The sequence below is a fragment of the Rubripirellula reticaptiva genome, from assembly GCF_007860175.1.
Lineage (GTDB): Bacteria > Planctomycetota > Planctomycetia > Pirellulales > Pirellulaceae > Rubripirellula > Rubripirellula reticaptiva.
Genome location: NZ_SJPX01000002.1, coordinates 1298038 through 1313107, shown reverse-complemented (window position 1 = coordinate 1313107; position 15070 = coordinate 1298038). Strand labels below are relative to the sequence as shown.

Genomic DNA, 15070 nt, shown 5'->3' with positions numbered 1-15070 from the left:
TCAGGCCTCTTTTGCACGCATGGGCGACAAAACAGGCCTGACTCCTTTGCTGCCCTTCGCCGACTGGAAGTTCCGCGACTACGAAGATTCTAACTGGGGATGGCCACAACAATGGCTGCGATCAATGGCTCAGTATCCCCAGCAACACGACGCATGGCTGGGTGGTTCCTTCGCACTAGTCGCCAATGGCGAGCCACCGCAGCCACTGGCCTCCAACACAGCCTTCACGACCCTGTTAATGTTGGCCGACCAATCGCTTACCAACGACACCGGCGACAAGATCTGGCTCTATTGTATGACACCGCTTTACACCGAAGAACGGCAACTCGAAATAGACGAAGGAATCCCAGCTCTGCTAAACGCATTCGATGCCCACGACACTCCGATGATCGTCGACATGAACCGCAAAAATGTCGCCTTGGAATAGGCGGGCACAATCGACCTCCCATGTTGGCTCTCGAGAGCAGTGTTCAGGACCTTCCCTGAGTTTCGCAACCAACCAATCCGTTGGTCGTGCGTCTGAAGGACTGTGCCAAATCAACAAACGGTCAGAGTAAACGTGTTACGCCAAGATGTCTTTCGCGACCGTTCCGTGGACATCGGTTAAACGAAAGTCGCGGCCGGCATACTGGTACGTTAGCCGCTCGTGATCGAGTCCAAGCAGATGCAGGATCGTGGCATGCCAGTCGTGGATGTGACAGGGGTTTTCGACGGCTTCATATCCGTGTTCGTCAGTCGCACCATAGCTGAACCCTCCTTTGACTCCGCCACCCGCCATCCAAGTCGTGTATCCCTTGTTGTTGTGATTCCGACCATCGGTGCCCTGCGCGGCCGGTGTTCGACCAAACTCGCCGCCCCAGATCACCAAGGTGTCTTCCAGCAGTCCGCGATCACTCAAGTCTTGCAATAGTCCGGCGATGGGTTTGTCGCATTCTTCGGCGCGAGTCTTGTGGTCGGTCGACAATCGGACGTGTTGATCCCAATTGCCGTGCGTGACCTCGATGAAACGCACGCCCGCTTCGGCAAAGCGTCTGGCAAGCAAGCACTGTTTGCCGAAGCTATCGGTCGGGCCGCCGTCAACGCCGTACATCGCCAGCGTCGATTCGCTCTCGCCCGAGGTGTCCATCAAATCGGGCATCACGTCTTGCATTCGGAATGCTAACTCGTAGGACTCAATCACGCCCTCGACGCCGGGGTTCACCAAGTCATGTTCGAGTTTCTGTTCGTTGAGAGTTTGGATGAAGTCGAGTTGCCGTCGCTGAGCTGTTTTGGACAGTTTTGGATTCTTGATGTCGGGCACTGATTGACTACTCGCACCCGTCATGCCGCGAGACGCGAACCGGGCACTTGGACCGCCGACTTTGGTGCCGGCATAGATCGCCGGCAAGAACGAACTTCCGTAGTTTCGTGCGGTCCCAGATTGTGGACTCAGCGAAACGGATCCGGGCAGCGAATCGTTTTCGGTTCCCAGTCCGTACAGTGTCCAAGCACCAAGCGACGGACGTATGAACTGAGCGGTACCCGTGTGCATCTGGGTCATCGCGCCGGGGTGAACGGGTTGATCACACTGCATCGATCGAATCAGAGTCATCTGGTCGGCGTGCCGAGCGACTTCGGGGAACAGGTCCGAAATCCACAAACCGCTCTCGCCACGTTGCCGAAATTCAAACGGCGACTTCAGTAGCTGACCGCCATATCGACCTCGCTTGCCGTGATCGGCCACCAATTGCGGTTTGTAGTCGAACGTGTCGACATGCGACGGGCCGCCCTGCATGCACAAGAAGATCACGCGTTTGGCACGAGCCGGAAAGTGCGGTGCTTTGGGCGCAAGCGGGTTCACGCTCGCTTCCTTGGCCGCTGCGGCACTGCTGAGGCCAGCGAAAGCGAGGTAACCGAAACCGGCTGAAACACTGCGAAGAGCTTCGCGTCGAGAGAACATGATAAGGAATCCCAGGGGTAAGCTAATCGAGGTATCGGAATTCGGCGGACGCGAACAGGCTTTGGCAAACTGATGCAAGTGGTTGCATCGCAGAACCCTGCTCGGATTCGACGGACTTCATGTACGCCAACGTGGCCGAGCGTTCGGCATCCGTTGGGGGCCGTCCGAGTGCTAAGACAAAGGCGGCTTTGACTTGACCGGTTGGTCGCTTGACGAAACTCGCGATTCGTTGTGCCATCGCATCGCTTTGCGAGATCACGATCGGGTTGTTCATCATGAACAGCGACTGGTTTGCGGTATTGGATTCCTCGCGGGTTCCAATCACGGCACTAGGATCGGCGAAGTCAAATACTTCCATCGATCGAGGCAATTCGTCGCGGACCACCGGCAGGTAAACGCTGCGAAAGGTTGCGTCGTTCATGTCCAGTTGTTGACTGAGGCGTTCATAGGCTGAACTTGCCGGTTGACGACCACGGCCAAATCCTGACCGCCGTGACATCCCCACCATTTGTTGTTGCATTAGTTCGCGAGGGTCACCCAAGATGCCTCCGCGAACGCGAAGGTAGCCAGCCTTGGCGACCTCGGACCCGCGTGGTGGATCCATGTCGATCTGTCCGCTGGCTGCCAGTATCGCATCGCGAATGGCTTCGGAATCGAGTCGTCGTTGATTGGCTCGCCACAGCAACGTGTTGTCGGGGTCGCTGTCGAAACTGTCTTGATCGAAGGTCGACGCGATTCGATAAACACGTGATGTTGTAATTTGTCGGACCAGTTTTTTTACGGACCAGCCAGACTTCACAAATTCGATCGCCAAGAAATCGAGTAGCTCGGGGTGGCTGGGCGGCGAGCCTGTCGTGCCGAAATTCTCGGTCGAGGTGACCAGTCCGGTGCCGATCAAATGTTGCCAGATTCGATTCACCATCACGCGAGCGGCCAGCGGGTTCTGGTCGCTGCCAATCCATCGGGCCATCTCTAAACGACCGCTCGAGTCATCGTCGATTTTGACGGGCGATGCTGTCAGCACCGATGGAATGCCACGCGGGATCGCTCGTCCGGGCAAGTCGATTTCGCCGCGGGTTAAGAGCTTTGCGTTCGAAGGCTTTGGCGATTCTTGTACGCCCATGCAATAGCTAAGCGGCTGGCCGTTTTGATCGACAACTGCCAGTTTTGCCGAAAGGTCGGCGATCACGTTGTTGATTCGTATCCGCGCCGCTTGGTTTTGGTTCGGGTTGCTGCGGGTTTGTCGAGCTTCGTCAATCTTGCTCGTGATCTGCTGACGCAAATCCGCAAGCTCCGACGCCGTGTATCCCCGGTCGAACGGGTTCGGGTCATCGACGGGCAAGACTAGCAAGCTGCTGTTCTGGTTTGCCTGGACGGTATTGAAGCTGCCGAATTCCGAGGGCGGGTTTCCAAAGTAGGTCTTCATGCCTTGGAAGATGCCTGCCATTGCGTAGTAATCCGATTGCGGGATCGGATCAAACTTGTGGTCGTGGCATCTCGCACAAGCAACCGACGTTCCTAAAAAGACTCGCGTCGTCGCGTCGATCTGTTCGTCAGCAACATCCGCTGCGAACTGGATTCGGTTTTGCTCGTTTAAGTTCTTCGAACCAATCGCCAAAAACGTTGTCGCGACCAAATTCTGTGCCCACTGCGCATCACTTTCGGCAGGCAGAAGGTCGCCGGCAATTTGCTCTTGAATGAACTGATCATAGGGTTTGTCGTCATTGAAAGATTCGATGACATAGTCACGGTATCGCCAGGCGTGCGGGAAAGTCATGTTGACTTGACCGCCTGTGGATTCGCCATAGCGAGCGACGTCCAGCCAGTGCCGGCCCCAACGTTGACCGAAAGCTTCGTTTGCCAATTGGCTGTCCACGAATGCTGCGATCGCTCGGTCGGGATCCGATGCAAATAGGCGAGCAAAGGTGTCGATTTGTTGCGGCGTTGGTGGCAACCCGGTGAGATCAAAACTCAGCCGGCGCAGGATCAGATTCGGTGTCGCGTCGGTGGCGAGAGGCAGGTTCGCGGACTCAAGCTTCGAAGCAATGAAACGATCGATGTCTGTTTTGGGCCAGGCCGTTTGTTTGACGCTTGGCGGTGTCGACGGTGCTGGATGTCGGTATGCCCAGAAATCTTGCTTGGCCGTTTCAATGTCGTGTTCTGAGATCGAGGATCGATATTCAACAACTTCAGAGACTCGAGGATCCGGCGCGCCCATCTCGATCCAACGCCCCAGGTCAGCGATCTGCTGATCGGACAGTTTCTTCTTTGGCGGCATCGCCATGTCTTCGTGGTTGATCGCCGACCATAAAAGGCTGTCATTCAGTTCACCCGGAACGACCGCTGGGCCACTGCTGCCACCGATCAGGGTGAACGATTGGGTGTCCAGCCGAAGTCCGCCACGAACGTTGCCGCCCTCGTCGGAGTGGCATGAATAGCACTCTTTGACGAGGACTGGGCGAATCTTGGTTTCAAAGAAATTGAGTTGCTCTGGCGTTGGTTTTTCGTCCGCAATGCCGATCTGGCAAGCGAGGACCAGGAACGCGAAAGCGACCGGTAAGCGATGAAAGAGCATGATGAGATCCGAAAAGAGGTGGTCACCTCTTTTAACCCACCCAACACTCGAATGTCTCGCACGAAATGGCAAAGAGCATCCAAAATCGATTGAGAGCGGTGCGGCGGTCTCCACCCGTCGGGAATCCGCGGTCCGCTTGGGGCTGAGTCGACTTGGGGCCGAGTCGACTGAGTGCCGAGTCGACCCGTTTGCGACCGACGTAATCGATCCACCCGCCCACTGAACCCGTCCACTGAGTCACTGAACGAACATGGACGCGTCCACCAGTTCTGGTTCGTCGCTGTGATGCGACTTTTTCTTCAACCGGATCACGGCGTAGATCGCCAGTGCCGACAAGGTCAACAAGGCAATGCCCAACAACGGTCGCACGGCAATCCATGACAGGCCGATCACGATGCAGGAAACGATCACCCCTAGCAGCGCCGCGATCAGAAACAGGACCGCGCCGGTAAAGTCGCCTAGCAGAGGAACGAAGCTAGCGATCGCGCTGAGAGGTTTCAGGATCATCGAGAAGCCGATCACCGATAACGCTAGGCCAGCGACTCGCAATAACCATGCAATCACCGTGTTCTCGGTTGTCAGTTTTCCGATCACTTCGGTTGCTGTTAGCGATCCCATGTAGAGTCGCTCAATCGGTTCGCCATTGCTGGTGTGGAACTGAGAAAACGATTTGCCATTCTGTTGGGCGATCAAGCTTACCGTTCCCGGTACTACTTTTTCGAATCGAATTCGCAAGTCACCGATTTGCGGTTGGTCGGGCTGGGGAACGCTGCTGCTCCAATACAATTGGTTGCCCTGCATCAGATACTGGTTGCGTTCAGATTCGGGCACGGTCGCTAAAAAGTCGGTTCCGCTGAACTCCATTGGTTGCCAATCCTGCATTGAACGTTTTAACGGTTCATTTAGCGAGTAAGCGCCGATGTTGACATGTTTCGCCATGACTTCGCGGTTCGGGTACTTCATCGGTGGATTTTCGTGTCCCGCCGAACGGTGGAACTGATCGCTGTTGGCGACGTTACTGGACCAGGTTTGGTTGTAGGTGTAGGTCGTTGTGTGTTTTGAATTCGAGTTTGAATTGTTTTTCGACTTCTTATTTTCCTGCCACTGAAACATTTCGACCCGCCGCGCCAGATGGATGGCGGGCAACGAGACATGGAAGTCCGGATCCTCGAGCGTTTCGTCGGTTTCGGCGAGTCCGGTCAAGTGAACCAATTGGCCCTCGCGTGCAGGATCGACCGCGTTCGGATCCGAAATCGTTTCGACTAGCTCTGCCGCTTCGGCCAATCCGCGTGTGCGGTGCACCGTTCGGTATTCGTTCCATCCATGCAAAACCACTGCGCCCGGAACCATCAAAAAACCGACGATCATGGCGCCAAGCGCACTTTTTACGCGGCGAAAGTATCCGAACATGTTTTCCTCTGGGGGCGCAGGTCATTGGGGCATCGTACCACTTTAGCGGGCACGAACGCTCGGGCGGTTTGTCACCGCGTCGGAGTAAGTTCTGTCGTTCGTTCGGCTCAATTTACCTTGGCGGCAATATCTGTCATTTAGTTAAATCGGATTTTTGATATCCGAATGCAGTAGAATGTCTGTCAACTTATGACGACGGGACATTTTGTGTTCCCTATCTTTCAAAAATAACGACGAGACTCTTGTGATGCGAAGTTTGGGAACGTTTTTCTTGTGCCTTGTCGGCGTCGTCACTGCGACGGCCGATACGCCCATGAACTTGGTGATCATTCAAACCGACGAGCATAATTTTCGGACGCTTGGGTGTTACCGCGAAACGTTGCCGGCCGAGCAAGCGCTAGTGTGGGGCAAGCAAGCGGTTGTGCAGACACCCGCGATCGATGCGATTGCTCATCGCGGTGCCATCTGCACATCGTTTTATGCGACCAGCCCTGTTTGCACGCCGTCACGAGCAGCCTTCTTTTCAGGACGCTATCCGCAAAACACAGGCAGTTGGCAAAACGATCTGCCGTTGGCTGGTGACATCGTCACGTTTGCCGAAGTGCTTCGACAAAACGGCTACGCGACCGGTTACGCGGGCAAGTGGCATCTCGACGGTCCGGGGAAACCTCAGTGGGCGCCTGAGCGGCAATTCGGTTTTCAAGACAACCGTTTCATGTTCAACCGCGGACATTGGAAAAAGTTTGAAATCACGGACAAGGGGCCACAGGTTGCCGCGCGAGGCAAAAATGGCGAACCAAGCTACTCACTCGCCGGCGCTGATGAAAAGTCTTTTTCGACCGACTGGTTGTCCGATCGCGCTGTGGAATTTATTCGTCAACATGCGGGCGATCCGTTTTGTTATCACCTCAGCCTGCCTGATCCGCACGGTCCCAACGCGGTGCGTTCGCCCTACGATTCGATGTACGAGAATTTGCCAATTCGACCACCAATGACATTTGCGCATGAGGGCGAAAACCCGGGCTGGGTATCCGGCGGTGGAAAGAATTCGAGTTTGAAGTTTTCGGCTCAGCAAATGGCGTTGTATTTCGGAATGGTTCGTTGCATCGACGATAACGTTGCCAAAATCACGAAGACGATTGACCAGCTTGGTTTGACCGATCGGACGGTTGTCGTGTTCACGTCGGACCATGGCGACTTGTGTTATGAGCATGGGCGTCTGAACAAAGGCAACCCGTATGAAGGCAGTGCCAAGGTTCCGATGATCGTGGCTGCACCTGGCAAGATTCCGGCGGGCACGCGAGTTGATCAAGCGCTAGGCACGGTCGACTTCTCGCCGACGATCTTGACATTGTTGGGAATCGACTCGAAACTTCAACCCAAAGCCATCGAAGGACGCGATGCCTCTGCCTTGTTATTGGGCGAATCCAATGACGACTGGAATGACGTCACTTTCTTGCGATCAGCCGGAATGAAGCCCGGTTGGTTGGCTGCGGTCAGCGATCGTTACAAATTGGTCGTGTCGGTTTCTGATGATCCGTGGTTATTTGATTTGCAATCGGATCCCGATGAATTGGTGAACCAATTTGGGCGTCCCGATCATGCAGCGGTTACCAAGTCGCTTGCCCATGCACTGCAAGAGTACGCGCAATCGTATGGCGACACTCATTTGGAATCGTCGCCAATTGCCAAATCGATCGAGTCCATGATTGGTCGCTAGTTACGGTTGATCGCTGGTGATGGCTCGTTGCCTGTGGCAGTCGCTCTACTGATTGCCGAGATCGGCAAAGACCGATCTCGCCGCTTCGGCGTCTCGAGCGGCGCGTGTTTTCGAGTCTTCAGCCCACCACTCGGTTGGTGCCGAACCCTGGGATTGAGGGCTTAGCTGGATGGCCTGGAATTGTTCGAACGCTTCGGTGCGTTCAAAGCCGCGTGCGATCCGGACCGCACCGTCACTGCCGGTCCATTGCAATCGGTCCGGTGCAGATTCCCACTGAGAATTGGTTTGTTCCGAATAGATTTTGGCGATGTCATCGCCACCGTTTGAAGCGTAGCCGGTGGTCGATTCAAAACCGCTAGCCGATACGTGATAGTTCGTTCCGGTGATGATCGACCGGCCACTCGAAACGCTCATCGTGTCGTCGCCAACCGAGTCATAGATTTCGGCGTTGTCGAATCCACCCTGAGTTGCGTAAGCGTAGACGCGTTCAAATCCGTAGGCTAGTTGAAATGCATTGTCGCTTTTCAAACTTGTGAATTGCGGACGCACAGCAAGGTTGTCGTCGCCGGCGCTGTCTTGCAAAAACGCAACGTCGCTGCCGCCGCCGATTCCGTGGACATAGATTCGCGGCACATCGATCGCTTCGAACGAAAAGCCAGTGCCCTTCAACGTGGCATTCCCCGGACGCGATTCCAAAGTGTCCGATCCAGGTGAATCAAACAAAGTAGCTCGGTCGGGGCCGCCGCCGCCATGAAACGAGATGTTTTCGAAGCCACGCAGTTCAATCGTGAACGCATTGGTCGATAATGAACTTACGCCATCGGCATTGCCGCCCGCGCTGGCGATCAATCGTTCGGCGCCGGTGCTGCCTAAGATCGTCAGGGTGTCGTCACCGCCGCTGACATCAATCACGATTGCCGCATCGTTTGCGCTCGGGGCGAGTGAGTAGGCGACGCCGCCGACTCGAAGCACGATCCCATCGCGAAGATCCAGTTCAACTTCGTCGCTGCTGTTGGATCCGTCAAAGTGATCAAGGGTTGATGGCGATGTTGTCTCACCGTCAAAATTGCCAACCGCAGTGGCCAAGTCGAACGTGCGATAAGTTAGGCCCGACGTGGGATCGATTTGTTCGATCGACGAATCTCGCATTCGTTCCAGGATGTCATTGGCGGTCGGCGAGAGTCCTTCGCCGATCATCGCTTGTCGAACGAGCATCGAAGCGCCGGCAATCTGCGGCGTTGCCATGCTGGTGCCGTCCAGGCCGGCAAAGTCGTCGACTTTCCCGTCCCAGCCAAACACATGATCGGGAACCGAACTGACGATCTGGCGACCGCCGGTAGCAAAGATTCCGGATTCTCTTTGAGCAAAGTCGCTGAGGCTGCCGTCGGGATCAGTCGACGATACCGGCACGACGAACGGGCTGGACGCGGGATACAGCAGTCCCGTGTCGTCATCGCCATCGTCGAAAAAGTTGCCGGCGGCGGCGAAGACAAGAATGTTGTCTTGGCGAAGCAACGCAAATTCGTCTTCAAGCATATCCATCGCGACGACGCGATTGGCGTCCGACAGTGCGGCACCGACGGATAAGTTCACGGTCGTGATCGGTGATTCAAACGAGTGTTGGTTCGCGTGAACCCACTGCAGCGCCGATTCGATCCATTCCAGTTCGCTGTAACCGTTGTCATCAAAGACGCGCAGCGAGACAATGTCTGCTTCGGGAGCGACTCCGACGAAGTCATTTGTATTGCCCGCTAACACGCCGGCGACGTGAGTGCCGTGGTAGCCGGCGGGTCCGTCGTCATACGGGTCGCTGTCGTTTTCAGCAAAGTCCCAGCCACCGACCACTCGATAGCCCGGCCCAAATCCGGGGAGTGCTATGTCGGATTTCAGTGCGACGTGATCCCAGGCGACTCCGCTGTCGATGACAGCCACGGTTTGTCCGGCGCCAGTCAGGTTTACTGTTTCACGCAAGTCCGCTGCTTGGGCGATCACGTTGGAAGCGGGTTCAGGATCTGGCGAATCGTCCAGCAGCGAATCGTCAAACAGATGGGCGCTGTCGAGCGCCTGCAGTAGCACGTCGCCGGCTAACGACGCCGAAAGCGCGAGCCGCGGCTCGCACGGTTCGATGCGCGAACGATTAGCCTCGATTCCGTCGTCGATCGGCTTTTTTTTTTGTACGTCGCTTTTCATGCGTTGCCGTTTAGCAGGCGATCCGAAGGGAAAGGGGGGGCGATCAGTGGTGTCCATCGCGCGATACCTGGTGTCTACCACCAGAACCAGGGCCGTCCTTCAAGGAAGCCTAGGTCGTACACTCGCCCACGGTCTACCTAACCGGATCTTCGCGAGATGCATTCCACGAAGGTGGCGGAAGGTGCCGATAAATCTGGGTAAGTCGTTACATTCGCGCCTGTTCTTCTGGATTTTGAGGCTTCGTCCGATGCCACTGCTGAAACTTTGGAACTCAATTCGGGGCAAATCCAATTCTGAGGCTGCCGAACCGGCAAAATCGATTCAGGACCCCAGCGAGAATTCGGCCAAGCCGGCTACCGGTGCACCAGTGAATTCGAAAACGGCGAAAGCTGTGAATCCTGCGCCCGTCGCCGCCGCTCCGGCACCTGCTGCCGTTCCCGCTCCAGCCAAGTCACGTATTTCTGCGCTGGGGATCTTTGGATCCGCCAGTCCTCACGCTGCGCTTTGCAAGCAAATCAAGTCGATGACGACGCCCGGTCGCGGCGAAGCGAGCGTACGTGAGATTCGAACGGTGCTGGAAATCAGTGCCGAAGACGGATCGCGTGCGATCGCGGTGCTTGAGACGTTGGCCAAGACGCTACCAGTTGCCGCAACAACCGTGAAAATTGCTGACATCGATGCGGGCGACGCAGCTGACGATGCCGTGGCTGCGGCTGTCCCAAGTGTCCGCTACATCGTGATCGATCAGTTTGAAATGGCGGGTGGTGCGACCACGCTGAAGCAGTTCCATCAAACCCTACGTGGGGCGGATATCCGGCCCCAAGTTTATCCCGAGCCGATCGATCGCGGACTTATTCGTGTCGCCCATACGATCGGCGCAGTCGATTTAATCTTGTTTGCCGCACCGGCGGATCAATGGGACAAGCCTGAGATTGCCAAGCTGATCGGACGTGTCTCGCACGCTGATACGAAAGTTTTGGTTCGTGACGGTGACGCGTGGAAATCGCCCACGACCAGTGAAACGCCGGTTCGCCGCGCAGCCTAATGGCGGGTGATCGCCCCCGTCGCGGCGCGACTGTCGATCGAGACTTCCCTAGGGCGCCGTGTGCGCCTATCGTGTTTAGCCATCGAGGCTTGCGAAGCTGAAAAGTTGCGCGGGCGCTAATCGATTTTATGGCCTAGACTTTCGAAATCGTTGAATCGCTCTGGTTCAATGAATGATCGATATGGGAACGAGAAGACTATGTGCGGCATTGTGGGTTACGTTGGCGGCGATGATGCGTGTCAATTCTTGATCGACGGTCTACGTCGGTTGGAATATCGCGGCTATGACTCATCAGGGATCGCGATCCAAGGCGACAATGATTTTGCGATCACTCGGTCAGTTGGACGCATTGATTCACTGGTTGGACGGATCGGCGATGAATTACCGACCGGTACCATGGGCATCGGGCACACTCGATGGGCCACTCACGGACCAGCCACTGAACCGAACGCTCACCCGCATCAAGGCGGTGATGGCGAAGTCGTGCTGGTTCACAATGGTGTGATTGAGAATTTTCTGGATCTCAAGAAGGAATTGATCGAAAAGGGATATGTCTTCAAATCGGATACCGACAGTGAAGTCGTCGCTCACTTGGTCGCCGAGAAGTTAAAAACAACGGCTGAAATCGCTGGCCAGCCGAACATGCGTTACTTGAACGCCGTCCAGGCTTCGGTGGCCCGGCTGCGTGGGACGTATGGTTTGGCGATTGCGTTTCGGGACCGGCCCAACTTTATCATTGCCGCACGATTTGGCAGCCCGCTGGTCATTGGCGTTGGCAAAGGCGAGTACTTCATCAGCAGCGACGCATCGCCGCTAGCCGGTCGCACTGACCGTATCGTGTACTTGGCCGATCACCAGATTGCTGTGCTGACGCCCGAAGGCTTTTCTGTCATTCACCGTGATTCGGGGCGAGTTCGTGTTGACATCCGGCCCTTGGAAGTTGACACCGGCGATGTGAGCCTGAATGGTTTTGACCATTACATGCTGAAGGAAATCTACGAACAACCTGAATCGATTCGCAACGCGATGCGAGGTCGACTGGATGACCAAGACGCCACCGCAGTGTTTGGTGGATTGAACCTAACACCCCAACAACTGCGCAGCGTCGAACGAATCGTTTTGACAGGCTGTGGCACCAGTTGGCACTCGGCGCTGGTGGGTGAGTACCTGATCGAAGAACTCGCGCGGATTCCTGTTAGTGTCGAGTACGCCAGCGAGTTGCGGTATCGCAATCCGCCGATGGAAAACAACACGTTGGTGTTCGGGATCACACAAAGTGGTGAGACCGCCGACACGCTAGCAGCACTGCGTGAAACCAAACGCAAAGGGCACCGGACGCTGGCGATTTGTAATGTCGTCGCAAGTTCGATTGCGCAAGCAGCCGACGGCGGCGTGTACTTGCACGCCGGACCCGAAATCGGCGTGGCCAGCACCAAGGCGTACACGTCCCAGTGCTGTGTGCTTGCGATGTTGGCGTTGTACTTTGGTCGAACTCGGCACATGAGCTATGAGGGTGGCAAACGTTTGATCGAAGAGCTAAGACGCTTGCCCGCAGCCGTTCAACAAGCACTGACGACGGACGAACAAGTGCGTGACGTGGCCAAAAAGTACTGTAACGCCACCAACTTTTTGTACTTGGGACGCCAATACAATTTTCCGACGGCACTCGAAGGCGCTCTGAAGCTAAAGGAAATCAGCTACATCCACGCCGAGGGTTACCCGGCCGCCGAGATGAAGCACGGTCCGATCGCATTGGTCGACAAGGATACGCCAAGTCTGTTCATCGTCCCGCGTGGCACGACGCACGATAAGGTCATGGCCAACATGGAAGAAGTGAAGGCTCGCGGTGGTCCGATCATCGCGGTCGCTAGCCACGATGATCCGCACATCGAAGCAATTGCCGATGACGTGATTCGCGTCCCCTCGGTCCAAGAATTCTTGCAACCAATCGTGACGGTAGTTCCGCTGCAATTGCTGTCCTATCACATCGCGCTGCTGCGTGGCTGTGACGTTGATAAGCCACGAAATTTAGCAAAAAGCGTTACTGTCGAGTAAACTGGCCTGCAAGTCGGGGGGATGCTTGGTCGCCGCGGGTGTGCATTTGAACACCGCTGGAGGGTTTTCTTCGCATTCGCGTTTTCGTATCTTTTAGTCTCAATCTTCGATTTCTTTTCTTCTCCTCTTCCTGAATTTGCATCCAAAAGGCACAACGATGAAACAACATGGCCTCACCTATAATTCACGCAAAGCCCTGATGGTTAACCTTGGCGACGTCGCCGGTGGCGAAATCGCCAATCTGATCTCGCAAATGGCGGCGGAAATCGAAGAACTGCGGCGGACAAAGGTGAACGTCACCAAGATTGTCCCGGGCGTGGTCGATTCGATCAACGATCACCTCATCGAAGAACCTGTCTAGGGTTTTCCCATTCTTCGTCGGGCTGAGTATCTTTTTCCGCCCCCGGCACTCCGACGTTTTCGGCCTTCTATTACCTGACGCCCGCCCACCGTGTGGCGTCAGCCGGACTTAGTGCGGCGTCTGCAAACCGCGAAGGGCCTTCGCCACCATTTGCCACCGCGCAGCGTTTTTCCTAGCCGTCGTGTTGAGACGCCCGCCCTTAGCCGTTGACAGTCCGGCGGTCACAGTTGACAGTGGGTGGACGAAACGTTTCTCTCCTTTTATGCCGCCTTTCGCAGCGCCAAAACGCACATGACCGACGCTTCTTCGTCCGCCCCGCGGACCATGCTCGACAAAATCTGGGAACAACACGTCGTCGACGCACCCGAGTCTGGCCCCGCCATCATCTACATCGACCTGCACCTGGTTCACGAAGTGACCAGCCCGCAGGCGTTTGAAGGTCTGAGGCTGAACAATCGCCCCGTCCGCCGCCCCGAGCGAACAATCGCGACACCCGACCACAATGTTCCGACAAGCGACCGCAGCCTGCCAATTGCTGACCCAATCAGCCGCAAGCAAATCGAAACGCTGCGTCAGAACTGCAAAGAGTTCGGTGTCACGCTGTTTGACATCGATGACGTTCGCCAAGGCATCGTTCACGTTATCGGCCCTGAAAATGGCTATACCCAGCCCGGCATGACCATCGTATGCGGCGACTCCCACACCGCGACTCACGGTGCATTCGGTTCGCTGGCATTTGGGATCGGAACCAGCGAAGTCGAGCACGTGTTGGCGACTCAGACGTTGCTGCAGTTCAAACCCAAGACGATGGAACTGCGAGTCGACGGCAAGCTGCCTCGCGGTGTCACCGCCAAAGACATGATTCTATACCTGATCGGCAAGCTGGGCACCGCCGGCGGAACCGGATACGTGTTGGAATTCACCGGCGACTGCGTTCGTGCACTCACCATGGAAGAACGCATGACGGTTTGCAACATGTCGATCGAAGCGGGCGCTCGTGCCGGCATGATCGCACCGGACCAAACCACCTTTGATTATCTTCGCGGTCTTCCTGAAGCACCCAAGGACTTTGACGCCGCCGTCGAACGTTGGAAGCAATTGCCAACCGACCCGGGCGCAACCTACGACGTGTCAAAGGTGTTCCGTGGCGAAGACATCCAGCCGCAAGTGACTTGGGGAACCAACCCCGGTCAAGTCCGCAGCGTTACCGACAACGTGCCGGACCCGTCGGAGTTCACTGACGTCACGGAACAGAAGTCGACGGCCAGCGCGCTGGAATACATGGGGCTGAAAGCCGGCATGTCGATCGAAGACGTTTCGTTGTCCCGAGTTTTCATCGGTTCGTGCACGAACGCTCGCATCGAAGATCTGCGTGCCGCCGCCGCCGTCGTCAAAGGCTATCACGTTTCCTCGGACGTCAGCGCCATGGTGGTGCCGGGCAGTGGCCGAGTCAAATTGCAGGCTGAAAAAGAAGGCCTGGACAAGATTTTTGTCGAAGCGGGTCTCGATTGGCGCGAAGCCGGTTGCAGCATGTGCTTGGCGATGAACCCTGACAAACTTGAACCGGGCGAACGCTGTGCCAGTACCAGCAACCGGAACTTCGAAGGCCGCCAAGGAAAGGGCGGACGGACTCACCTAGTCAGCCCCGCCATGGCCGCCGCCGCAGCCATCGAAGGTCACTTCGTCGACATCCGTAACTGGAACTATAAGGAATAGGAAAAGAGGGTCTAGGTGTTAGGTTTTAGGATTCAAAACCCAAACGCCCGGACGCCATA

General features: G+C 56.1%; 10 protein-coding genes. 6 read left to right on the top strand and 4 right to left on the bottom strand.

Annotated elements, in window-relative coordinates; translation table 11 throughout:
* Nucleotides 1–19: 19 nt before the first annotated feature.
* Entirely contained in the window at nt 20–427 is a 408-nt protein-coding gene (locus Poly59_RS11155) for a suppressor of fused domain protein (RefSeq protein WP_146534109.1), read from the top strand.
* A 135-nt stretch (nt 428–562) separates the two neighbouring features.
* On the opposite strand, the gene Poly59_RS11150 is transcribed toward Poly59_RS11155, so the two are convergent.
* The 3 genes from Poly59_RS11150 to Poly59_RS11140 all read right to left on the bottom strand — a co-directional run bounded on the left by Poly59_RS11150 (nt 563) and on the right by Poly59_RS11140 (nt 5924).
* Entirely contained in the window at nt 563–1939 is a 1377-nt protein-coding gene (locus tag Poly59_RS11150) for a DUF1501 domain-containing protein (RefSeq protein WP_146534108.1), read from the bottom strand.
* Between the two features lie 22 nt (nt 1940–1961).
* Nucleotides 1962–4514, bottom strand: a complete 2553-nt coding sequence (locus Poly59_RS11145) for a PSD1 and planctomycete cytochrome C domain-containing protein (RefSeq protein WP_146534107.1) — start codon at nt 4512–4514, stop codon at nt 1962–1964.
* 237 nt (nt 4515–4751) lie between these two features.
* Nucleotides 4752–5924: a TMEM43 family protein gene (locus Poly59_RS11140; RefSeq protein ID WP_146534106.1), complete on the bottom strand. Its 1173-nt coding sequence runs from the start codon at nt 5922–5924 to the stop codon at nt 4752–4754.
* Nucleotides 5925–6171: 247 nt separating this feature from the next.
* Here Poly59_RS11140 and Poly59_RS11135 point away from each other — a divergent pair, with 247 nt between their 5' ends.
* Nucleotides 6172–7644 carry a sulfatase family protein gene (locus Poly59_RS11135; protein ID WP_146534105.1) on the top strand — a complete coding sequence of 491 codons (1473 nt, stop codon included), beginning with the start codon at nt 6172–6174 and terminating at the stop codon, nt 7642–7644.
* 45 nt (nt 7645–7689) lie between these two features.
* Here the strand turns inward: Poly59_RS11135 and Poly59_RS11130 are convergent, their stop codons facing one another.
* Nucleotides 7690–9834, bottom strand: a complete 2145-nt coding sequence (locus Poly59_RS11130; protein ID WP_186776174.1) for a S8 family peptidase — start codon at nt 9832–9834, stop codon at nt 7690–7692.
* Between the two features lie 247 nt (nt 9835–10081).
* Here Poly59_RS11130 and Poly59_RS11125 point away from each other — a divergent pair, with 247 nt between their 5' ends.
* The 4 genes from Poly59_RS11125 (at nt 10082) to leuC (ending at nt 15011) form a co-directional block, all read left to right on the top strand.
* Complete coding sequence (locus Poly59_RS11125) at nt 10082–10879, top strand: hypothetical protein (RefSeq protein WP_146534103.1); 798 nt, start codon at nt 10082–10084, stop codon at nt 10877–10879.
* A gap of 198 nt (nt 10880–11077) precedes the next feature.
* Nucleotides 11078–12934 (top strand): glutamine--fructose-6-phosphate transaminase (isomerizing), encoded by a 1857-nt coding sequence (gene glmS, locus Poly59_RS11120; protein ID WP_146534102.1) that lies wholly within the window; start codon nt 11078–11080, stop codon nt 12932–12934.
* Nucleotides 12935–13091: 157 nt separating this feature from the next.
* Complete coding sequence (locus Poly59_RS11115; RefSeq protein ID WP_146534101.1) at nt 13092–13295, top strand: hypothetical protein; 204 nt, start codon at nt 13092–13094, stop codon at nt 13293–13295.
* A gap of 291 nt (nt 13296–13586) precedes the next feature.
* A complete protein-coding gene (leuC, locus tag Poly59_RS11110; protein ID WP_146534100.1) occupies nt 13587–15011 on the top strand; it encodes a 3-isopropylmalate dehydratase large subunit in 1425 nt (474 codons plus the stop codon).
* Nucleotides 15012–15070: the final 59 nt, after the last annotated feature.

Coding starts and splice junctions, on each gene's coding strand:
- Poly59_RS11150 (WP_146534108.1), bottom strand. CDS start 1,939: ATGTTCTCTCGACGCGAAGCTCTTCGCAGTGTTTCAGCCGGTTTCGGT.
- Poly59_RS11135 (WP_146534105.1), top strand. CDS start 6,172: ATGCGAAGTTTGGGAACGTTTTTCTTGTGCCTTGTCGGCGTCGTCACT.
- Poly59_RS11155 (WP_146534109.1), top strand. CDS start 20: ATGGGCGACAAAACAGGCCTGACTCCTTTGCTGCCCTTCGCCGACTGG.
- leuC (WP_146534100.1), top strand. CDS start 13,587: ATGACCGACGCTTCTTCGTCCGCCCCGCGGACCATGCTCGACAAAATC.
- Poly59_RS11125 (WP_146534103.1), top strand. CDS start 10,082: ATGCCACTGCTGAAACTTTGGAACTCAATTCGGGGCAAATCCAATTCT.
- Poly59_RS11140 (WP_146534106.1), bottom strand. CDS start 5,924: ATGTTCGGATACTTTCGCCGCGTAAAAAGTGCGCTTGGCGCCATGATC.
- Poly59_RS11130 (WP_186776174.1), bottom strand. CDS start 9,834: ATGAAAAGCGACGTACAAAAAAAAAAGCCGATCGACGACGGAATCGAG.
- Poly59_RS11115 (WP_146534101.1), top strand. CDS start 13,092: ATGAAACAACATGGCCTCACCTATAATTCACGCAAAGCCCTGATGGTT.
- Poly59_RS11145 (WP_146534107.1), bottom strand. CDS start 4,514: ATGCTCTTTCATCGCTTACCGGTCGCTTTCGCGTTCCTGGTCCTCGCT.
- glmS (WP_146534102.1), top strand. CDS start 11,078: ATGTGCGGCATTGTGGGTTACGTTGGCGGCGATGATGCGTGTCAATTC.